Annotated in this window: 12 protein-coding genes; 7 read left to right on the forward strand and 5 right to left on the reverse strand. The window is 64.9% G+C overall.

Annotation, left to right across the window (positions count from 1 at the left end; genetic code table 11):
* Positions 1-19 precede the first annotated feature (19 nt).
* Entirely contained in the window at positions 20-931 is a 912-nt protein-coding gene (locus ACTHN9_RS05620; protein ID WP_440535762.1) for a class II glutamine amidotransferase, read from the forward strand.
* Between the two features lie 26 nt (positions 932-957).
* On the opposite strand, the gene ACTHN9_RS05625 is transcribed toward ACTHN9_RS05620, so the two are convergent.
* Positions 958-1569 (reverse strand): hypothetical protein, encoded by a 612-nt coding sequence (locus ACTHN9_RS05625; RefSeq protein ID WP_440535763.1) that lies wholly within the window; start codon positions 1567-1569, stop codon positions 958-960.
* On the opposite strand from ACTHN9_RS05625, the gene ACTHN9_RS05630 reads away from it, so the two are divergent.
* Complete coding sequence (locus ACTHN9_RS05630) at positions 1559-1930, forward strand: MbcA/ParS/Xre antitoxin family protein (RefSeq protein WP_440535764.1); 372 nt, start codon at positions 1559-1561, stop codon at positions 1928-1930. The two genes, ACTHN9_RS05625 and ACTHN9_RS05630, sit on opposite strands and share 11 nt — an antisense overlap.
* Complete coding sequence (locus ACTHN9_RS05635) at positions 1921-2631, forward strand: RES family NAD+ phosphorylase (RefSeq protein WP_440535765.1); 711 nt, start codon at positions 1921-1923, stop codon at positions 2629-2631. Before ACTHN9_RS05630 ends, ACTHN9_RS05635 begins: the two co-directional genes overlap by 10 nt.
* A gap of 48 nt (positions 2632-2679) precedes the next feature.
* Here ACTHN9_RS05635 and ACTHN9_RS05640 read toward each other — a convergent pair whose 3' ends face one another.
* From ACTHN9_RS05640 to ACTHN9_RS05655, 4 genes are all read right to left on the reverse strand, one after another.
* Positions 2680-3423, reverse strand: coding sequence for a metallophosphoesterase (locus tag ACTHN9_RS05640; RefSeq protein ID WP_440535766.1), 744 nt, complete (start codon positions 3421-3423; stop codon positions 2680-2682).
* 78 nt (positions 3424-3501) lie between these two features.
* Positions 3502-4704, reverse strand: a complete 1203-nt coding sequence (locus tag ACTHN9_RS05645) for a cytochrome c (protein WP_440535792.1) — start codon at positions 4702-4704, stop codon at positions 3502-3504.
* 551 nt (positions 4705-5255) lie between these two features.
* The gene (locus ACTHN9_RS05650; protein WP_440535767.1) at positions 5256-6857 is read right to left on the reverse strand and encodes a GMC family oxidoreductase; all 1602 of its coding nucleotides are present in this window, start codon (positions 6855-6857) and stop codon (positions 5256-5258) included.
* A 95-nt stretch (positions 6858-6952) separates the two neighbouring features.
* Positions 6953-7513 carry a sugar dehydrogenase complex small subunit gene (locus ACTHN9_RS05655; protein WP_440535768.1) on the reverse strand — a complete coding sequence of 187 codons (561 nt, stop codon included), beginning with the start codon at positions 7511-7513 and terminating at the stop codon, positions 6953-6955.
* Positions 7514-8197: 684 nt separating this feature from the next.
* Here ACTHN9_RS05655 and ACTHN9_RS05660 point away from each other — a divergent pair.
* The 4 genes from ACTHN9_RS05660 (at position 8198) to glgX (ending at position 19582) form a co-directional block, all read left to right on the forward strand.
* The gene (locus tag ACTHN9_RS05660; protein ID WP_440535769.1) at positions 8198-11698 is read left to right on the forward strand and encodes a maltotransferase domain-containing protein; all 3501 of its coding nucleotides are present in this window, start codon (positions 8198-8200) and stop codon (positions 11696-11698) included.
* The gene (treS, locus tag ACTHN9_RS05665; RefSeq protein WP_440535770.1) at positions 11688-15086 is read left to right on the forward strand and encodes a maltose alpha-D-glucosyltransferase; all 3399 of its coding nucleotides are present in this window, start codon (positions 11688-11690) and stop codon (positions 15084-15086) included. The genes ACTHN9_RS05660 and treS overlap by 11 nt, the downstream gene beginning before the upstream one ends.
* 77 nt (positions 15087-15163) lie before the next feature.
* Entirely contained in the window at positions 15164-17350 is a 2187-nt protein-coding gene (gene glgB / locus ACTHN9_RS05670; protein ID WP_440535793.1) for a 1,4-alpha-glucan branching protein GlgB, read from the forward strand.
* Between the two features lie 81 nt (positions 17351-17431).
* On the forward strand, positions 17432-19582 hold the full coding sequence (gene glgX, locus ACTHN9_RS05675) for a glycogen debranching protein GlgX (protein WP_440535771.1): 2151 nt from the start codon (positions 17432-17434) through the stop codon (positions 19580-19582).
* Positions 19583-19593 lie beyond the last annotated feature (11 nt).

Genomic DNA, 19593 nt, shown 5'->3' on the forward strand with positions numbered 1-19593 from the left:
TAAGCAAACAAAAGAGATAATGTGTGAGCAGGACTCTACGCAGCTTTCCCATCTATTCACCAACAAAATGTGTCAGCTCCTCGCCCTCAATTGCGCCGAACCGAATGACGTCACCTTCTCCTTTACCGGATTCACAGCCCGCGGCGGCGTAACGGACCATCATGTGGACGGTTGGGGCGTCGCCTACTTCGAAGAGAAATCGTGGCGGCTGTTCGTCGACAACCAGCCGGCATCGTCCTCGCCGATGGCGGCATTCCTAAAAGAACATCCGATCCGCTCGCGCAACGTCATCGCACACATCAGGAAGGCAACGCAAGGCAGCTCGCGGGTCGAAAACTGCCATCCGTTCATGCGCGAGTTCAAAGGACGGCAATGGGTGTTCGCCCATAACGGTGATATCGACGATCCCCAATCGGTCGCTTCCGGACCGTTCGAGGCAGTGGGATCAACCGACAGCGAAGCAATCTTTTGCTCGGTGCTTAACGCCCTGTCCGAGCGCTGCCCGGACAGGGCGACTACGCCGGAAGCGATCTTCGACCAGATCGAAGCGCTCACCGCGGTTATCACAAAGCGCGGCATCTTCAACTTCCTGCTCTCGAACGGCGAGTGCCTATACGCGTATTGCTCGACGCGGCTGTCGTACGTCATCCGCCAATGGCCGTTCTCCAGCGCCCGACTCGTCGACGACGATCTGTGCGTGGACTTTGCGCAGCGCAACCAGCCAACCGACAAGACCGCCGTCATTGCGACGGTGCCGCTCACCGACGAGGCCTGGACAAAGTGCCAACCCGGCGACCTGCTGATGTTCCGCAACGGCGATCTCGTCGCCTGCAGGCATGTGCCGGTACCACCCGAGGTGCTGGCGCGCTCAAGCTATGCGCTCTCCGAAATGTCACTCTCCGCGCCGCAGCCCGCCGAAGCTAACGGGTAAGCCCGCTTCCCTTGACGTGGCCCCAGCTAGCGCAGCAGCGCATCGCGCCGCCCGAGCGGCTCGTAAGAGGTGGCACTGTGCGGCGCCACCTCTTGCAGGAAGGTCCCGCCGGTGCCGGGAATGAAGGCGGTCACCGAGAACTGCCGTCCCGAGACGGTGCTTTTGATCCGCTCGCCCAACGATTTTTTCTTGCGCGTGTCAATGGGCTGCGGCGCCGAACGATCGGCGCTACGCACCGCTTCGCGCGGCCGCAGCGGCTTCAAAGCCTGCGAGCGAGAAAGTCCGCGCTGCGTCGAGGAAGATCCCGATTTTGCCTGCGCGGTCCCCGAGTTGCTGCCTTCGCCGCTTGAGCCTTGCGCCGGCGCGGACGTGAGGGGCAGCGAGGTCCCTTGTGATCCGCCGCCTGCGTCGTCTCTACCTCGCCGCCAGCACAAGCCGTCGCACGGCTCGGCCTCCATTTGACGAGCGACGTTGCGGAATCGGCACGACCAGCTTGCATTAATCCATAAATAGACTAAGATCGACTTGTAGTTCAAATAGAGATCGATCATGCCGCCCGCCTCCGCCTCCGCCCATCGCTTGTCCGCCGCGCACGCGCGCAGGCAGGCGCCCGCCACCGCTCCGTCCATGGCGGACATGTCCGCCGCCGGCCTGCGTGCGTTCTTCAACATCGCGCGAGACTGGGGGCTCGGTATCGACGAACAGATCGTGCTGTTGGGCTCGCCCGGGCGCTCGACGTTTTTCAAATGGAAAGCGGCGCCCGCCTCGGCGCGGCTCTCGCGCGATACGCTCGAGCGCCTCTCGCTGCTGCTCGGCATCTATAAGGCATTGCAGATTCTCTTACCCGAGCCCGCCACGGCCGACGCATGGATCAAGCGGCCGAACAGCGCGCCGCCGTTTGGCGGGGCCAGCGCGCTCGAGCGCATGCTGGCGGGCAACGTCGGCGATCTCCTCGCCGTGCGGCAATATCTCGACGCGATGCGGGGCGGATGGGCGTGACGACGGCGAAAGACCGCCTCCCTCCTACGCGCGTCGCCCGTATCGATTGGTCGCCGGCCTATCGCGTCATCCCAACGCGATTTCCCGCCGTCAATCTGTTCGATCGCGTGGCATCGTCAGAAGATTTCGACGCGCTCTATGCCCTCGAAGCGATGACGAACGACCGCCTGCGCACCGAAATCGGCGAACTCGATCTCGTGCCGCCCGGCGAACGTCGCTTCGGCCCCGGCTATGGGCCGATCATGGCGGCATTCACGCATTTGAATCCCCTCGGCAGCCGGTTTTCGGACGGCAGCTACGGCATCTTCTATTGCGCCCGCGAGGCTCGCACGGCGATTGCCGAAACGCGCTATCACGCCGCCCTGTTTCTAGCCGCGACCAAGGAGCCGCCGCTGCGCCAACAAATGCGGCTCTATACGGTGCTCGCCCGCGGCGAAGCCGTCGATCTGCGCGACGATCCGACGCTCGACGCCGCCGTGCTCTCTCCGATCGACTATTCGGCCGGCCAAGCGCTCGGGCGGCGCGTTCGGCAAGCAGGTGCCGCGGGCATCGTTTATCCGTCCGTGCGCGATCCGTCGGGCGAATGCCTGGCCGCCTTCAAGACGACCCTGCTGCGCGACTGCCACCATGCCGCCTACTTGGAATACAACTGGAACGGGACGGCCATCGATAGCGTGTTCGAACTCAATCGGGTCGGATAGGCCAGCGGCATCGGCGCCCGATGGCCGCTACCCGGCTCTTGCGCCAGGTCACGGCAGCGACATCTGGCTTGCCCCTTCGAGCAGCGCCTGCTCCACCGACACCGACCACGCGCGCGACGTCAACGCTTCGGTGACGGTCAGCTTGCCCGTGGCGGCGAATGCGCCCGTATCGATGAAGATCTGCGCGCCGATACGGCCGATTTCGCGCATCGGCGTATGGCCGCAGTAAGTCGGCGATAGTCCCGCCTGGCGTTCGACGATGCCGCTACCCAGCGCGAGTTCGCGGCCCCACAGCACCTGCTGACGCACGCGCTCCGGGAAGAAGCCGACGTCGAGCATGGCATCGTCGCCGAAGAACTCCGCGTGCAAGACGTTGAAGCGCCGCGGGCCGCTGCCCACGACACGCACGAGCGGCAAGGTGCGCAGCCGTTTGGCGTACGCGCGCAGCGTGCGATCGGGCACCGACCGAGCCCAGTCGCCGCCAAGCGCGTCCCAGGCGCTGCGCCGCATACTCCCTTCCGCCACTAGGCAGAGCGCCTCCTCGTGATTGCCGAGCACGGGAAAGAACCACGGCTTATCGAGCAAGGCCAGCGCTTGTTCCGATTGGCTGCCGCGATCGATGAGATCGCCCACCGAGAACAGCCGATCGCAAGCGGGATCGAAGACGATCTCGCGCAACAGGTAACGCAGCGCATCGACGCACCCGTGCAAATCGCCGACGACGAAATCCCGGCCCGCGGTATTGGCCGCGTGCCGGCAGACGATGGGATAGGCCTCGCTTGTCGTGTCCATACGGGCATCATAGTCCGGCGGGTTCGGCTTGTTCGATCTAGCGCGCAGGCGGTGTGGCTGCGTGGGACCGAGCCGCCGCTACGGCTGGCGCCGGCGCAATTTCGCGACGTCGTCCACGGTCACGGTCGCTTTCGGATCGCCGAAGCGATTCGTCACGTAATTCGCGATTGCGGCGATTTGATCGTCGGTCAATTCGTCGCCGAAGGCCGGCATCATCACGTCCGCCTCCTTCGTCTGTCGATTCACGCCATGCAAGATCACCATCGCCAAATTGGAGGCATCGGGCGAGCCCACGACACTATTGTGGATCAACGAAGGGTACGCGAGCGGCGCCGATGCGCCGATGCCTTGCCCCGTCCAGCTATGGCAGCTTGCGCAGTTCGCCACGAACAGTTGTGCGCCGTCGACGCCCGTGATCCGGCTACCGCGCAAGCCTTTCACGTCGTCCGCGGGGCGGCCCCACTGATCGCGCGGACGGGTTTGTCCGCCCGCGACCGGCGGCACCGAGCGCAGATAGACGGCGATCGAGCGCAGATCGTCGGGCGTCAAATATTGCGTGCTGTCCGCCACCACCTCGGCCATCGGCCCCGCCGCGTTCGCTCGCCCAGCCACGGCGCCCGTGGCGAGGTAACGCACGATCTCGTCGTCGCTCCAATTGCCGATCCCGCCTGCTTTGTCAGGGGTGATATTGAATGCGCGCCACCCTGCTTGGACTTCGCCCGAGAAGCGATCGCTCGATTTGAGCCCCTGCATGACGTTGCGCGGCGTATGGCATTCCTCGCAGTGCGCCAGGCCCTCGACGAGGTAAGCGCCGCGATTCCATTGCGGGCTTTGCTTCGGATCGGGCACGAAGCGGCCTTCGTGGAAATTGAATAGATTCCAGAAAAACATCAACCAGCGCTGGTTGAACGGAAAGCTCAACTCGTTGCGCGGCGGCGTATAGCGAATCTGCGTCAACGTGTTCAAGTAAGCGCGAATCGCCAACACGTCGCGTTCGGTCACGCGCGTGTATTCCGCGTAAGGAAAGGCAGGATACAAATGCTGACCGCCTTTGCCGATGCCTTGCTGCATGGCGCGCAGGAAGTCGGCGTCGGTCCAGCGGCCGATACCCGTCTCGGGATCGGGCGTGATGTTCGGTGTATAGAGCGTGCCGAACGGTGTGCCGATCGGCACGCCGCCCGCGTACGGCCGGCTCTTGTCGGCCGTGTGGCAGGCGATGCAATCGCCGGCGCGGGCCAGATATTCGCCGCGCTTCACGAGATCGGCCGAATCGGCATCGATCGCCGGGGCGCCGGCCGCCGGCGTGTCCGACCCGCCCGAAGGTCCCGCTACGGCAGCCGTTGCAGCGCTCGCCGGCCCCGAACGCGATGCGCTGTCCGGAACGGAAGCCGCGTGCGCGAGCGTCGTAGCGGTAGCCGACGGCGATGGCCCGAGTCCCGATGCAGCCGACGCAGCCGACGCAGCCGATGCAGCCGATGCAGCCGATGCAGCCGCCGCAGCGTTCGCCGTAGGCGATGCGCCCGCAGCCGTCGATGCACTGGCACCGAACGTCGTGCTCGCATGCGCGGACCCCGACGCCCCCGCCACGCCTACCTCGCTCGCGCCTTGCGCCTGCGCCGCCGAAAGCGGCAACTCGTCGGCGGGCAACGACTCGAGATCGTTCGACGCATGCCACGCCAGATAAAGCGCGAATACCGAAAAGGCGGCCGCCAGCACGTTCATACTCGTCGGGCGCCGCCGGACCGGGTGAGGCGTCGATCCGTGGCGCAGGTCGGTCGCATCGGAACGCAGTCGCAGATTCGTCATCGGAAATCTCATCGAGTCGTCGCGTTTCAAAGCTCGCGCTTGAGCTTGTCGGCCAGCCGCAGTGCCAGCGCTGCAATCGTCAGCGTGCAATTGACCGAGGCAGCGGAGGGCATCACACCGCTCGTCGCCAGAAACAAATTCGGCGAATCGTGCGTCCGGCAATCGGCATCGACGACGGAATCTTGCGGATCGGTACCCATGATCGTCGTCCCCATGATGTGGTTGTTCGGGGCAAACCGATCGTCGAACGTCACGTCGGTACCGCCGAACAAGCTCGCGATTTGGGCGTAGAGTTCATGCGTGTTGGCCGCGCTCTTTTTGACGTAATCGTTGATCGAGTAATGGATCTCGGGCTGCGGGATGCCGAGCGCATCCTTGCGATCCGAGGACGGCACGATGCGGTTCTGCGGCTCGGGCAAATGCTCGTGGAAGCTGTTGATCGTCAGCGTGCGCGCCGCCCGATCGCGGATCTGCCGATCGAGTTCGCCGCCCGTCACGCCTTTGTCGATCAATGCCGACGTGACCGCCATCGTCGCCACGCCGTTCGATAGATGCAGCTTCTTCGCGGCGTAATCCGAGCGGAAAGCGCCATCGCGAAAATTGACGACGGAGGTCATCTCCATCGGGCCGCGTCCCGGCCACAGCACCTCGTTGGCGAGAAAGCTCACCCCCGTGCCGGGGTGATCCATCAAATTGCGACCGACTTGATCGGAGCGATTGCCGATGCCATGGGGAAACTTATCGGACGTCGACATCAGCATGAGCTTCGGCGTTTCGATGCCGTTCGCCGCCAGCACGAACAGCTTGCCCGCGACGCGGGTCGTGCCGCCCGACGGGTCCTTGTAGTGCACCGCCGTGACGAGGCCTTTGTCGTCGGCTTCGATGCGGTAGACCACGGCGCGATCGATCAGTGTTGCGCCGGCTTTTTCCGCTTTCTCGGCGTGCACGATGCCGTTGTACATCGCGGCGATCGGGCAGATCGGCATGCAGTTGTTGTTGCCGCAACACGTGGGGCGCGCATCGTAGGGGCGGCTGTTGCGTGCCACGGGCTCGGGCACCACCTTGAAGCCGTTGGCATTGAGCACGTCGGAAAAACGCGCGTCCATATACGACAGCGGCAATTGCGGCATCGGATACGGCTTCGAGCGCGGCGAACCGAGATCGACGGCGAGGTCGGGCCCCGACACGCCCAGTTCGACTTCGGCCGCGTAATACCACGGCTCGAGCGTTTCGTAGGGAAACGGCCAATCGCGACCGACGCCGTACATCGTCTTGAGCTTGAAATCGGACGGCAACAAGCGCCAAGTGGCCGCGGCCCAGTGCCACGTCGTACCGCCCACGAGCCGCAGGTACTGCGACTCGTAGGGATAGTCGCCCTTTTGGATCAGATAGCCGTTGGCCGGCGAATACTCGGGATGCGGGGCGTAAGGCATCGACGGATACGGCGTCGCGAAGTCCTGCTTAGCCGGCGAATTGCGAAAGTTTTCGACGATCTGCCAACGCGCGAGGCGCGGCCCCGCCTCCAAGAGGATGACCGATGCCCCCGCCAATGCGAGTTGGTGCGCGACGAGGCCGCCCGCCACGCCCGAGCCGACGACGACGACATCGGCCGAAGAATTCTTTGCCATAAGCGCTTCGCCTATTTCATTGCTCTGCAGTGCCGAATACGGGGTTCAAGGAACGATGCACACAGGGCGCGTCGCCTTGGCTCGGCACGGCCCCGTCATACGGCCGCCGGCTTGTGCGCCCAGTAGAAGGGCACATCCCGGCAATACGATGGGATCGTGAGAATGTCGTTCACCGGGTCGAACATCAACGCGTGCTCATAGGCGAGCACGCGAGTGGTCGGCATGGGGCCGACGAGGCCGAGGTACCAAGCGCGCACGATATCCACAACCGCCTTCGCCAACGCCGGATCTTGGCTCTGCAGCGCGGCGATCACTTGATCGCTCGGTACGCCGGCATGCGTCTTGAGCCACGTATTGAGCGCGGCGACATGGGAGACGAATGCGCTATCGGACTGGGACAGCGCGTCGTAAATACGCGAAGCGAGGGAGGGATCGAGCAACGCGCGCCCCGTGAGCTGTTGCGTGAGGGCAGTGAAAGCATCGAGACCGCTTCCGGCCGGCGGCGAAAACGCGAATGCGCGCGAGATCGCGAGCGGCAGCCCGAACGCCGACACGAACGCGGTGGCCGCCGCCGAAGCGCCGGCGCTGAGCAGGAATTGTCTACGAGCGGCACCCGGCCGCGCCTCGCAGGGGCGGCCGGTTCGAGCGTCTGTCATTTGGGCTCCAGCATCGTGTCCAAGACACCGCCGGCCTTGGCCGGCGGTCTGCGCCCCCGATTCCGGTCTGATACGCCGCCCTAGACATGGCGGTCTTTCCTTATCGGTAATAACCCTCGGGCAGTGCCCACTGGCAGCGACTATAGCCGCGTCCCAGCATTTAGACAATCGGCATAGCGTGTTCGCGCATCGTCGGCGGGATTTGGCGGGGCTCGGCGTTGGCGGACTGGATGAAATCGATTGCGTCCGCACTTTCCCACGCGCGGTCGAAAATGCAGATACCTACCGCGGGTCGTTCAACCTCGATGGCGGCGCCGATGTAAAAACGCGCCGCCGGCTGTCACATTTACACCGCACCCGGCAGACGAATCCGCCATCGAGATCGGTCGATACGCGAGGTCCTCGCTGTTCGCGCCGAACCGAGCGCCATGGCGCAAAAGCGTATGCCGGCCCCCGCCAACGCGCGCATACTGGACGCGATCGACGCCTTCCGTTCGTCGAACGCGACCCCTGCTCGGGGCTCGGCGGCATGCATCGTGCTTTCCGCTTTCTGGCGCGCTCGTGCCTGCCGCTGCCCCGGCGAATCGCCGCGCCGGCGTACGGGATCATCGAGCGCCGCCTGACAACGCGATGCGATCGCACGCGCAACGTGCATCCACATCGCCGACGAACCGGAACGGACCGATGGAATATCGTCACGCGTATGCGCCGCGGATTTATTTTCTTCACCCCTTGCTCGTCGGGCCGCTCGACGCCTGGCCCGCACAGTTCGAGCGCGCCGCCGCGCTCGGCTTCGATCATGTTCTGATCGGCAATCCGTTCGCCACCGGGCAAGCCGGACACGCTCAACTCGTCGCCGATCACGCGCGGCTGCACCCGGCGTTCGGTGCATCCGTGGACGCGGACACCGGCCTGCGCCGGCTCGCCGACGCCGCCCGTGCTGCCGGTCTAGCGCTGCTCGTCGACGTCGTGCTCGATCGCATCGCAGCCGACAGCGAATTGTTGCGCACTCATCCTCAATGGTTTCATCCGTACGAGCCGGCACGCGTTCGGCTCGACCCGCGCCACGCCAGGCACGAAGACAACGCGGCGTATGCCAACTTCGGCGATCCGCACGCGGCCGCGCAGCTCGGCGCTTGGTGGAGCGAACGACTCGCCGCACTGGCCGATGCCGGCGTCGACGGATTCCGGTTCGACTCGCCGCATCACGTGCCCGTCGATCTATGGCGCGAGCTGACGGCCGCCGTCCGCGCGCGACGCGACACCGTGCGCATGCTCGCCGCGACACCAGGGCTTGCGCGCAGCGACCTCGCTCGTCTGGAACCGGCACGGTTCGACAGTGTGTTCTCTTCGGTACGTTGGTGGGATTTTCGCGAGGACTGGCTCGGCGAAGAGCATGCGGCGCTCGCTCGCGTCGGCGCACCGATTGCGTTTCCCGAGGCGCCGTATGGGCCGCGCCTCGTCAGCGAGCTTGCCCATACCGCCGATGCGGGCGCGATCGAGCGAGCCTATCGCCGCGCCATGACCACCAGCGCTTCGCTCGGCACCGGGTGGCTCGTGCCGATGGGCTTCGAATATGGGGTTGCCGAACCGCTCTCGTACACGGCCAGCGGCAGCAGCGCGGACCGATATCGCCATGCCTGTGCGGCGCCCCGTTTCGACTTGAGCGATGCCGTGCGCGAAGCCAACGCTTTACGGCAATACGCCACCGTGCTCTCGACGGTAGGCGAGCTGCGGCAACTGTCGGCGGCGGGATCGAACGTCGCGGCTGTCATGCGGGGCGAACGCCCCGATCTGCGCGATTCGCGCGAGGCGGTCCTGCTCATCGCCAATCCCGATTTGACGCGCCCGGCGTATGTCGAGCCGGCGCATTTCCTCGACGGCGTGCCGGGCAACTTCATGGCGTTCAAGCCGTTGGCCAACCCTTGCACGGAGCCGGCCGAACCGCTCGCCGCGTTCTCGCTTGCGCCCGGCGAAACACGCGTCTATCGAGCACAACCTTGCCCCAACGTTTCGGTGCGGCGCGCGACGAAGCGCGGCGCGGTCGTGTCGGCCACGGAAGCGCTCGCCGCGCCGAGAATTGCGATCGAGAGCGTGACACCTACGGTCGACGGCGGACGTTTCGTCGTCAAACGCGTCGTCGGCGAGGCCATCGATATCGGCGCAGCGATCTTCGGCGAAGGTCACGACAAAATTTCCGCCGCCGTCATCTGGCGTGCGACGGACGAAACGGCCTGGCGCGAGACGCCGATGCGGCCCGCCGAACCGGCAGGGCTCGACCTGTGGCGCGCCACGATCACCCTTTCTCGAGTCGGACGCTACGAGTTCACCGTCATCGCCTGGCGCGACGATTTCGCCTCGCTCGTCGATCACATCCGAAAGAAGCTCGACGCGAATCAATCGGTGGAACTCGAACTCGAAGAGGCGCGCCATCTGCTCGCGCGCGTCTTGGCGGAAGCCGAGACCGCCGACGCAACCGGCGCGCAGCAGCAGATCCATCACGAGCACCGCGAACACGATGCACGGCACGCCGCGATTGCCGAATTGAAGCGCATCGCCACGCGTTTCGCGCAAGCCAACCACGCCGCGCAGCTCGAGGCCGTCCTTGCGCCGGAAACGTTCGATGCGGTCACCCAGGCGCGGCATCGCCCGTTTCTCTCGCGCGACGCGACGATCTATCGCATCGATGCCGAGCGCGCCGCGGCCCGCTCCAGCAGTTGGTACGAAATCTTCCCGCGGTCGATGAGCGGCGACCCTTCGCGCCACGGGACGTTCGACGACGTCATCGCCCAATTGCCGCGCATCCGCGACATGGGCTTCGACGTGCTCTACTTTCCGCCGATCCACCCGATCGGCAAGATCAATCGCAAGGGCCGCAACAACACGCTGAAAGCGTTGCCGGGCGATGTCGGGAGCCCCTACGCGATCGGCAGCGACGAAGGCGGCCATACGGCCGTGCACCCCGAACTCGGTACGCTCGACGATTTCAAGCGCATGCTCGCCGCCGCACACGAGCACGGGCTCGAGATCGCGCTCGATTTCGCCATCCAGTGCGCGCCCGATCATCCCTGGCTGACCGAGCACGCGACGTGGTTCGCCTGGCGCCCCGACGGCACCCTGCGCTACGCCGAAAATCCGCCGAAAAAGTATCAGGACATCGTCAACCCCGAGTTCTATGCGCACGATGCGAAGCCTGCGTTGTGGCTCGCCTTGCGCGACATCATCGCGTTCTGGGTCGATGCCGGGGTCCGCATCTTCCGCGTCGATAATCCGCATACGAAGCCGCTGCCGTTTTGGGAGTGGATGATCGCCGACATTCGATCGCGCGAGCCCGATGTCATCTTTCTCTCGGAAGCCTTCACGCGCCCGCGTCTCATGTATCGGCTCGCGAAACTCGGCTTTTCGCAGTCCTATACCTACTTCACGTGGCGCGAATCGAAAAGCGATTTCACGGAATATTTAACCGAACTCACGCAGACGAACGTGCGCGAGTTCTTCCGGCCGAACTTCTTCGTGAATACGCCCGACATCAACCCGCGCCACTTGCAAGCGCAGGGCCGCGCGGGCTTCATGATCCGCGCGGCGCTGGCCGCAACGCTATCCGGCCTGTGGGGCGTCTATAGCGGCTTCGAGCTGTGCGAAGCGGCCGCCCTCCCGGGCAGCGAGGAGTACCTCGATTCGGAGAAGTACCAACTGCGTTCGTGGGATTGGCAGCGGCCGGGCAACATCGTGGATGTCGTGACCTTGCTGAACCGTATTCGTCGCGCCAATCCCGCGCTGCATTCGCATCTCGGCCTCACCTTCTTGACCGCGCATAACGATCGCATCCTGTTCTTCGAGAAAGCGACGCGCTCGCGCGAAAACGTGATCCTCGTCGCGATCAGCCTCGATGCCTTCGGGCCGCAAGAGGCCGATCTCGAACTGCCGAGTTCGATATACGAGCACTGGCGCATGCAAGATTGGGAGGCGCTGGCCGTCACCGATCTCGTCACGGGGCAGCGCGTCGAATGGCGCGGCCGACGCCAGCACGTCAGGATCGAACCCGATACACGCCCCTTCGCCATTTGGCGTATCGCGCCCGCCGCGGGCTTGCCGCGCGATGAACGCGCGCAAGCCTCCCTAGGCCGTACCGCCCCGGGAGGTCTCGCCGCCCACGGCGCCTCGGAGACGCACCATGAAGCGTGAAGATCACCCTCTGGACTCTGCCGCCACGCAAGCGGAGTCGACCCGGCGTTCGCGCACGGCGCGGCGAGCGGCCAGCTCGGCGCTGTCCGACGATCCGCTCTGGTACAAGGACGCGATCATCTACCAGGTGCATGTGAAGTCGTTCTTCGATGCGAACAACGATGGCGTAGGCGATTTCCCGGGCCTCATCGCGAAGCTCGACTACATTGCGGAACTCGGCGTCAACACGATCTGGCTGCTGCCGTTCTATCCGTCGCCGCGCCGCGACGACGGCTACGACATCGCCGATTACCGCAACGTGCACCCCGATTACGGCACGCTCGCCGATCTGCGTCACTTCATTCAAGGCGCGCATGCGCGCGGCATGCGCGTCGTGACGGAGCTCGTCATCAATCACACGTCGGATCAGCACCCCTGGTTTCAGCGCGCGCGCCGCGCGAAGCCGGGCTCGAACCACCGCAATTACTACGTGTGGTCCGATACCGACAAGCGATACGAAGGCACGCGCATCATCTTCATCGACACCGAGCCGACGAACTGGACGCACGATCCCGTTGCCGGAGCCTACTACTGGCACCGCTTCTACTCGCACCAGCCCGATCTGAATTTCGATAATCCGTCGGTCCTGCGCGAAGTGCTGCAGGTCATGCGTTTCTGGCTCGACATGGGGATCGATGGGCTGCGGCTCGATGCGGTGCCCTACCTCGTCGAGCGCGAGGGCACGAGCAACGAGAATCTGCCCGAAACGCACGCGATCCTCAAACGCATTCGCGCCACGATCGATGCCGAGTATCCGAACCGGATGCTGCTCGCGGAAGCGAATCAGTGGCCCGAGGACGTGCAGGAATACTTCGGCCAGGAAGACGAATGCCACATGGCGTTTCACTTCCCCCTGATGCCGCGCATCTACATGGCGATCGCGAGCGAGGATCGCTTTCCGATCACCGACATCATGCGGCAAACGCCGGAGCTGCCGCCGTCTTGCCAATGGGCCATCTTCCTTCGGAATCACGACGAACTCACGCTCGAGATGGTGACCGATTCCGAGCGCGATTACCTGTGGAACACCTACGCGAGCGATCGGCGCGCGCGGCTCAACCTCGGCATCCGCCGCCGCCTCGCACCGCTGATGGAGCGCGACCGGCGCCGCATCGAACTCATCAACTCGCTGCTGCTGTCGATGCCGGGCACGCCCGTCATTTACTACGGCGACGAACTCGGCATGGGCGACAACATCCATCTCGGCGATCGCGACGGCGTGCGCACACCGATGCAATGGTCGTCGGATCGCAACGGCGGCTTCTCGCGCGCGGATCCCGAACAACTCGTCTTGCCGCCCGTCATGGGCACGCTGTACGGCTTCGATGCGATCAACGTCGAAGCGCAAACGCGCGACCCGCATTCCCTCTTGAACTGGACGCGGCGCATGCTCGCCACGCGCCGGTCCAAGCACGCGTTCGGCCGCGGCACGATCCGTTTCCTGCGTCCGTCGAACCGCAAGATCCTCGCGTATCTGCGCGAGATGGAGGGCGAGGCGCCGATTCTCTGTGTCGCGAATCTGTCGCGCGCGCCGCAGGCGGTCGAACTCGACTTGTCCGAGTTCGCCGGTCGCGTGCCCGTCGAAATGACGGCCGATTCGGTGTTTCCGGCGATCGGTCAGCTCACTTATCTCCTGACGTTCCCGCCCTACGGTTTTCTTTGGTTCTCGCTCTGCAACAGGGAAGATCGTCCCTCGTGGTCGCAGCCGGGATCGGAGCAATTGCCCGAATTCGTGACGCTCGTGATGCGCGCGGGACAAACGGGCCCGACGCCCGAAAACGTCCGGTTGCTCGAATCGGAAGTGCTGCCCTCGTACTTGAGCCGCCGCCGCTGGTTCGCGTCGAAGGACCAGAAGCTCCATGCGGTCAAGCTGGCGGCACTGACGACGATCCCCGATGCAGGCTTCGCCTTTACCGAAATCGAAGCCGACGTCGGGCGCCATACGGAACGCTACGTGTTGCCGCTCGCCATTACGTGGGGAGCCGATACGACGGTGCCGCTGTTCATGCAGTTGGCACTGGCTCGCGTGCGGCGCGGTCGCACGATCGGGCATTTGACCGATGCATTCTCGCTGCCGCTGTTCGCTCATAGTGTGCTGCACAAGATGCGCGAAAAGGCCGTCGTCCCCACCGTTCAAAAGAGCGAAATCCGTTTTGTACCCACGGCTCGCTCTAGCGAACTCGACGAACTCGGCGATGCGCCCGAGATTCGCTGGATCTCGGCGGAGCAAAGCAACAGCTCGCTGATCGTCGGCGAACGCGCCGTCTTGAAGCTCGTGCGACGGCTCATCGGCGGCATTCATCCCGAAGCGGAAATGAGCCGGCATCTGACCGAGATCGGCTATGCGAATACCGCGCCGCTTTATGGCGAAGTCGTGCGAGTCGATCCCCAGCAAGTGCCGCACACGCTCGCGCTGCTGCAAGGCTTCATCGAGAACCAAGGCGATGCATGGAATTGGGCGCTCGATTATTTGCGTCGCGTGATCGACGAACTGGTGCTGACACCCGAAACCGAGGAACCGGATCCGGAGAAATTCGCGGGATACCGCGCGCTGACAGGCACGATCGGCCGGCGCCTCGGCGAGCTGCACGCCGCGCTCGCCGCACCATGCGACGACCCCGCCTTCGCCCCGGAAAAGGCCACGCGTGCCGACGTGCGCGGGTGGGTGGAAGGCGCGCGTGCGATGCTCGAACACGCGCTGGACGTGCTGGCCGCGGAGGCGCCGAAAGAAAGCACGGCGATCGACGACGAGACGCGCGCGCTAGCGCAGTGGCTAGTCGAGCGCCGCGCGGCGCTCGTCGAAGCGCTGGAGCGGCACGTGCCGCATCACGTCGATGCATTGCGTATCCGCGTACACGGCGATTTCCACCTGGGCCAAGTCTTGATCGCGCAGAACGATGTCTACCTCATCGATTTCGAAGGGGAACCGGCACGTCCGCTCGACGAGCGCCGCATGAAACGCAGCCCGCTCGTCGATGTGGCGGGCATGCTGCGCTCGCTCTCGTATGCGAGCGCAGCGGCCCAACCCGTCTCGGAAAATGCGCCGACGCTGACGGCGGATCGCAAGCGCGCGTTGTTCGAGCGCTTCCGCGAAGAGGGCCAGCAAGGTTTCCTCGACGGTTATCGGGAGGCGGTCGGCCACGCGGTCCATCCACTGGTTTCGCCGGAAGCGGAAGGGGTCTTGCTCGACTTGTTCCTCGTCGAAAAGGCCGCCTACGAAGTGCGCTACGAAGCGGCGAACCGGCCCACTTGGCTCGGGCTGCCGCTGCGCGGCCTCGCCGCGCTGGCCGCGAGACTGCTGGGCGAAACGCACGACGGCGAGGCGGGTAGCGCGCCTGCGCAAACGTGAGAACTGTCGAAATGGGATCCATGAACGACCAACCTTCGCGCGTACGCGAGATCGCCGACCGCGATCCGACCGTAGGCATGCAACCCGTCGATATCGAAGCGCTCGTCGACGGCCGCCACCCCGACCCGTTCTCCCAACTCGGGCCGCACCGGACAAAGGCGGGTCACGCCGTGCGGGCGCTGCTGCCGGGCGCGTCCGGTGTCGCTGTCGTCGCCCGCCGCAACGGCGAGTGCCTCGGCAAGCTCGCGCCGATCGACGCGCGCGGGCTTTTCGCTGGGCTGGTCGAACGCGACGAGCCCTACCGCCTATGCATCGATTGGCACGGTGTGGAGCAAGAGATCGAGGATCCGTACTCGTTCGGCCCCGTGCTCTCCGAGGAAGCGCTCGCGCGCCTCGCCCGCGCCGATCCTTACGCGGTGCTCGATTGCCTCGGCGCGCGGCCCTGCACGCTCGAAGGCATACCGGGCGTTCGGTTTGCGGTCTGGGCGCCGAATGCGCGACGCGTGTCGGTGGTCGGCGACTTCAACGCCTGGGACGGACGCCGCCACCCGATGCGGATGCGGCACGTGGCCGGTGTGTGGGAGCTGTTCATCCCTCGGCTGTGCGCGGGCGCACGCTACAAGTACGAGATCGTTTCGCGCGACGGCCATACGCTGCCGCTCAAAGCGGACCCCTGTGCGCTGCAAACGGAGCGCACGCCGGCGACGGCATCGGTCGTGGCCGATTGGAACGAACTCGAGCAATTCGCCTGGACGGACGGCGCTTGGATCGCCAACCGCGCCGCGCTGCAAAGCGCCCGCTCGCCGATCGCCATCTACGAGGTGCATGCCGAATCGTGGCTGCGGATCGAAGAGGACGGCCGCCGCGGCCTCGATTGGTACGAGCTGGCCGATCGCCTGATTCCCTATGCGCTGGGGATGGGGTTCACGCACGTCGAATTCTTGCCGATCGCCGAGCATCCGTTCGGCGGCTCATGGGGCTATCAACCGCTGTCGCCGTTCGCGCCCTCGGCGCGCTTCGGGCCGCCGCTCGGTTTCGCGCATTTCGTCAATCGCGCGCACGAGGCGGGGCTCGGCGTCATCCTCGATTGGGTCAGCGCGCACTTTCCGAACGATGCGCACGGGCTCATCCAATTCGACGGCACGCCGCTTTACGAACATGCGGATCCGCGCGAGGGATACCACCAAGATTGGAACACGATGATCTACAACCTCGGCCGCAACGAGGTCAGCGCGTTCCTCATCGCCTCGGCCCTCGCCTGGCTGCTGCGCTATCACGTGGACGGGCTGCGCGTCGACGCGGTGGCGTCGATGCTCTATCGCGACTACTCGCGCGCCGAAGGCCAGTGGGTGCCGAACATTTATGGCGGACGAGAGAACCTCGAAGCGATCGCATTCTTGAAGCGGGTCAACCATGAAGTCGTCTATGCCCCTGGCGTACCCGGCGCGATCACGATCGCGGAGGAATCGACGGCGTGGCCCGGCGTGACTGCGCGGCCGGAGGACGGCGGCCTGGGCTTTCACTTCAAGTGGAACATGGGGTGGATGCACGACACGCTGCATTACCTGCAGGAAGACCCCGTCTACCGTCGCTACCATCATCACAACATGACCTTCGGCATGGTCTACGCCTACTCCGAACGGTTTGTCCTGCCGCTTTCGCACGACGAAGTCGTCCACGGCAAGGGCTCGTTGCTCGGCAAGATGCCGGGCGATCGCTGGCAGCAGTTCGCCAATCTGCGCGCGTATTTCGGCTTCATGTGGTCGCACCCGGGCAAGAAGCTGCTGTTCATGGGCGGCGAATTAGCCCAATACGCCGAATTCGATCACGACGCCTCGCCGCATTGGCATCTGCTCGACGAGCCGATGCATCACGGCGTGCAAACCTTGGTCCGCGACCTGAACCGCCTGTATGCGGCGGAGCCGGCGCTGCACGCGCTCGATGCCGAGCCCGGCGGATTCGAATGGCTCGTCGGCGACGACAGCGCCAACAGCGTGTTCGCCTATCGGCGCTGCGACGGCGCGGGCCGCGAAATCGTCGTCGTCTGCAATTTCACGCCGGTGCCGCGTCATGGCTACCGCATCGGCATGCAGCGCGCGGGCTGGTGGAGCGAAGTGCTCAACACCGATGCCGCTGTCTATGGCGGATCGAATGTCGGCAATAGCGGGGGCGTCGTCACCGAAGAGGTGCCCAGTCACGGCAAACCGCAATCGGCCGTGCTGACGCTGCCGCCGCTCGCCACGATGGTGCTGCGCGCCGAATGATCGCGCCCGCCGCGACATCGCCGTGCCCGATGCGACAGAACCTGAACGCCTCTCATCGATACCCGAACACCAGGACGCGGCATGGCGAATTCGATACCCGACCGACTCGAAACCGGCGCACCCTATCCGCTCGGTGCGACGTGGGACGGTCTGGGCGTGAATTTCGCCGTGTTTTCGGCGAATGCGCAGCAGATCGATCTGTGCTTGTTCGATCCGGCGGGCCACAAAGAACTCGCCCGGCTGCCGCTGCCCGAATGCACCGACGAGGTCTGGCACGGTTATCTGCCCGGCGCGCACCCGGGCACCGTCTATGGATTTCGCGCATATGGCCCCTACCAACCGCAGCAGGGCCATCGGTTCAATCCGGCCAAGCTGTTGCTCGATCCGTACGCGAAGAAGCTGACGGGCCCCTTTCGCTGGGCCGATGCGCTGTTCGGCTACCGTGTGCATTCGAGCCGCCTCGATTTGTCGATCGATAAGCGCGACTCGGCGCCCGCAGTGCCCAAATGCGTCGTGATCGACGAAGCGTTCGATTGGTCGCGCGACGTGCGCCCCGACGTACCGTGGTCCGAAACCGTGATTTACGAAGCCCACTTGCGCGGTCTATCGATGCTGAACCCCGACGTCCGCCAGCACGAGCGCGGCACGTTCGCGGCGCTGGCCTCGCCGCGTCTCGTCGATCATCTGCACGATCTGGGCATTACGGCGATCGAGTTGCTGCCGATCCACGCGTTTATCGACGAACGATTCTTGCTCGAACGCGACCTCACGAACTACTGGGGCTACAACACCGCCGCGTTCTTCGCGCCGCACCCGTCTTACCTTTCCACCCGGCGCTTGAACGAGGTGCGGATCGCCGTGCGCCAACTTCATGCAGCCGGCATCGAAGTGATACTCGACGTCGTCTACAACCACACGTGCGAAGGCAACGAACTGGGCCCGACCGTCTCGTGGCGCGGGCTCGATAACGCGAGCTACTACCGGCTCATTCCCGGCGACGAGCGTCATTACATCAACGATACCGGCTGCGGCAATACCCTCAATCTCTCGCATCCGCGCGTGCTGCAAATGGTGATGGATTCGCTGCGCTACTGGGTCAGCTCGTTTCACGTCGACGGATTTCGTTTCGATCTCGGCGTGACGCTCGGGCGCGAAGGGACCGGCTTCGATCCCGGATCGGGCTTTTTCGACGTCATTCGGCAAGACCCCGTGCTGTCGCAACGCAAACTCATTTCCGAGCCATGGGATGTCGGTCCCGGCGGCTATCAGGTTGGACACCATCCGCCGGGATTCGCGGAATGGAACGACAAGTTCCGCGATTGCGTGCGGCGCTTTTGGCGCGGCGATGCATCCATGCGGGCCGAGCTTGCCGCGCGTATCGCGGGTTCGGCCGAATTGTTCAACCATCGCTTCAGGCGCACTTGGTCTTCCGTGAACTACGTGGCATCGCACGATGGCTTCACGCTCGCCGACGTCGTCTCGTACGAGCACAAGCACAACGAAGCGAACGGCGAAAACAACGCCGACGGCCACAACGAGAATTGCAGCGCGAACTGGGGGACGGAGGGCCCGTCCGACGATGCCGCCATCCACGCAACGCGAGCGCGCGTCGCCCGCTCGATGCTCGCGAGCGTATTCACGTCGCTCGGTACGCCGATGCTCGCGGCCGGCGATGAATTCGGGCGGAGCCAGCGCGGCAACAACAACGCCTACTGTCAGGACAACGAACTATCGTGGCTCGATTGGGCGCATGCGGATGCGCCGGAAGGCCGCGCGTTGATCGCCTTCACCGCGCGCCTGATCGCGCTGCGCCGTCAGCATCCGCTGCTGCGCGATACGCGGTTCCTGCGCGGCGACGCCGACGTGCTACCCGGCGTGAAAGACGTCGAGTGGTTCGACGAACGCGGCCAGGCGCTCACGAGCGAAGCCTGGCAGGACCCCGAAGCGCGCACGCTCACCTTGCGTCGCGCCGGCTTCGATCTCGACGGAGAGATCGAGGTGGTGCTGTTGATGCACAACGGCTCGCATGAAGACGTGACGTTCGCATTGCCGCCGCCGCGTCTGGAATGGAATGTGCTCGCGGACAGCACGGCACCCGAGGCAGCCGCGCACCGTCTCGCGAGCGAGCAGCGGCAAGTGGGCGCGCACGGCTTCGTCCTGCTCGTCGCGAAGCCGCTGCTTGACGCTAGCGCGAAGCCGGCGCCCGCGCCGACGCCCTACGACGTGATATGACGCCGCAGATT

This window comes from Trinickia sp. (genome assembly GCF_051953405.1).
Classification (GTDB): Bacteria; Pseudomonadota; Gammaproteobacteria; order Burkholderiales; family Burkholderiaceae; genus Trinickia.

Excerpts from the sequence above, each read along its gene's own strand:
- ACTHN9_RS05620 (WP_440535762.1), top strand. The coding sequence starts at position 20 with ATGTGTGAGCAGGACTCTACGCAGCTTTCCCATCTATTCACCAACAAA.
- ACTHN9_RS05630 (WP_440535764.1), top strand. The coding sequence starts at position 1,559 with ATGGCGGACATGTCCGCCGCCGGCCTGCGTGCGTTCTTCAACATCGCG.
- ACTHN9_RS05625 (WP_440535763.1), bottom strand. The coding sequence starts at position 1,569 with ATGTCCGCCATGGACGGAGCGGTGGCGGGCGCCTGCCTGCGCGCGTGC.
- ACTHN9_RS05635 (WP_440535765.1), top strand. The coding sequence starts at position 1,921 with ATGGGCGTGACGACGGCGAAAGACCGCCTCCCTCCTACGCGCGTCGCC.
- ACTHN9_RS05640 (WP_440535766.1), bottom strand. The coding sequence starts at position 3,423 with ATGGACACGACAAGCGAGGCCTATCCCATCGTCTGCCGGCACGCGGCC.
- ACTHN9_RS05650 (WP_440535767.1), bottom strand. The coding sequence starts at position 6,857 with ATGGCAAAGAATTCTTCGGCCGATGTCGTCGTCGTCGGCTCGGGCGTG.
- ACTHN9_RS05655 (WP_440535768.1), bottom strand. The coding sequence starts at position 7,513 with ATGACAGACGCTCGAACCGGCCGCCCCTGCGAGGCGCGGCCGGGTGCC.
- ACTHN9_RS05660 (WP_440535769.1), top strand. The coding sequence starts at position 8,198 with ATGGAATATCGTCACGCGTATGCGCCGCGGATTTATTTTCTTCACCCC.
- treS (WP_440535770.1), top strand. The coding sequence starts at position 11,688 with ATGAAGCGTGAAGATCACCCTCTGGACTCTGCCGCCACGCAAGCGGAG.
- glgB (WP_440535793.1), top strand. The coding sequence starts at position 15,164 with ATGCAACCCGTCGATATCGAAGCGCTCGTCGACGGCCGCCACCCCGAC.
- glgX (WP_440535771.1), top strand. The coding sequence starts at position 17,432 with ATGGCGAATTCGATACCCGACCGACTCGAAACCGGCGCACCCTATCCG.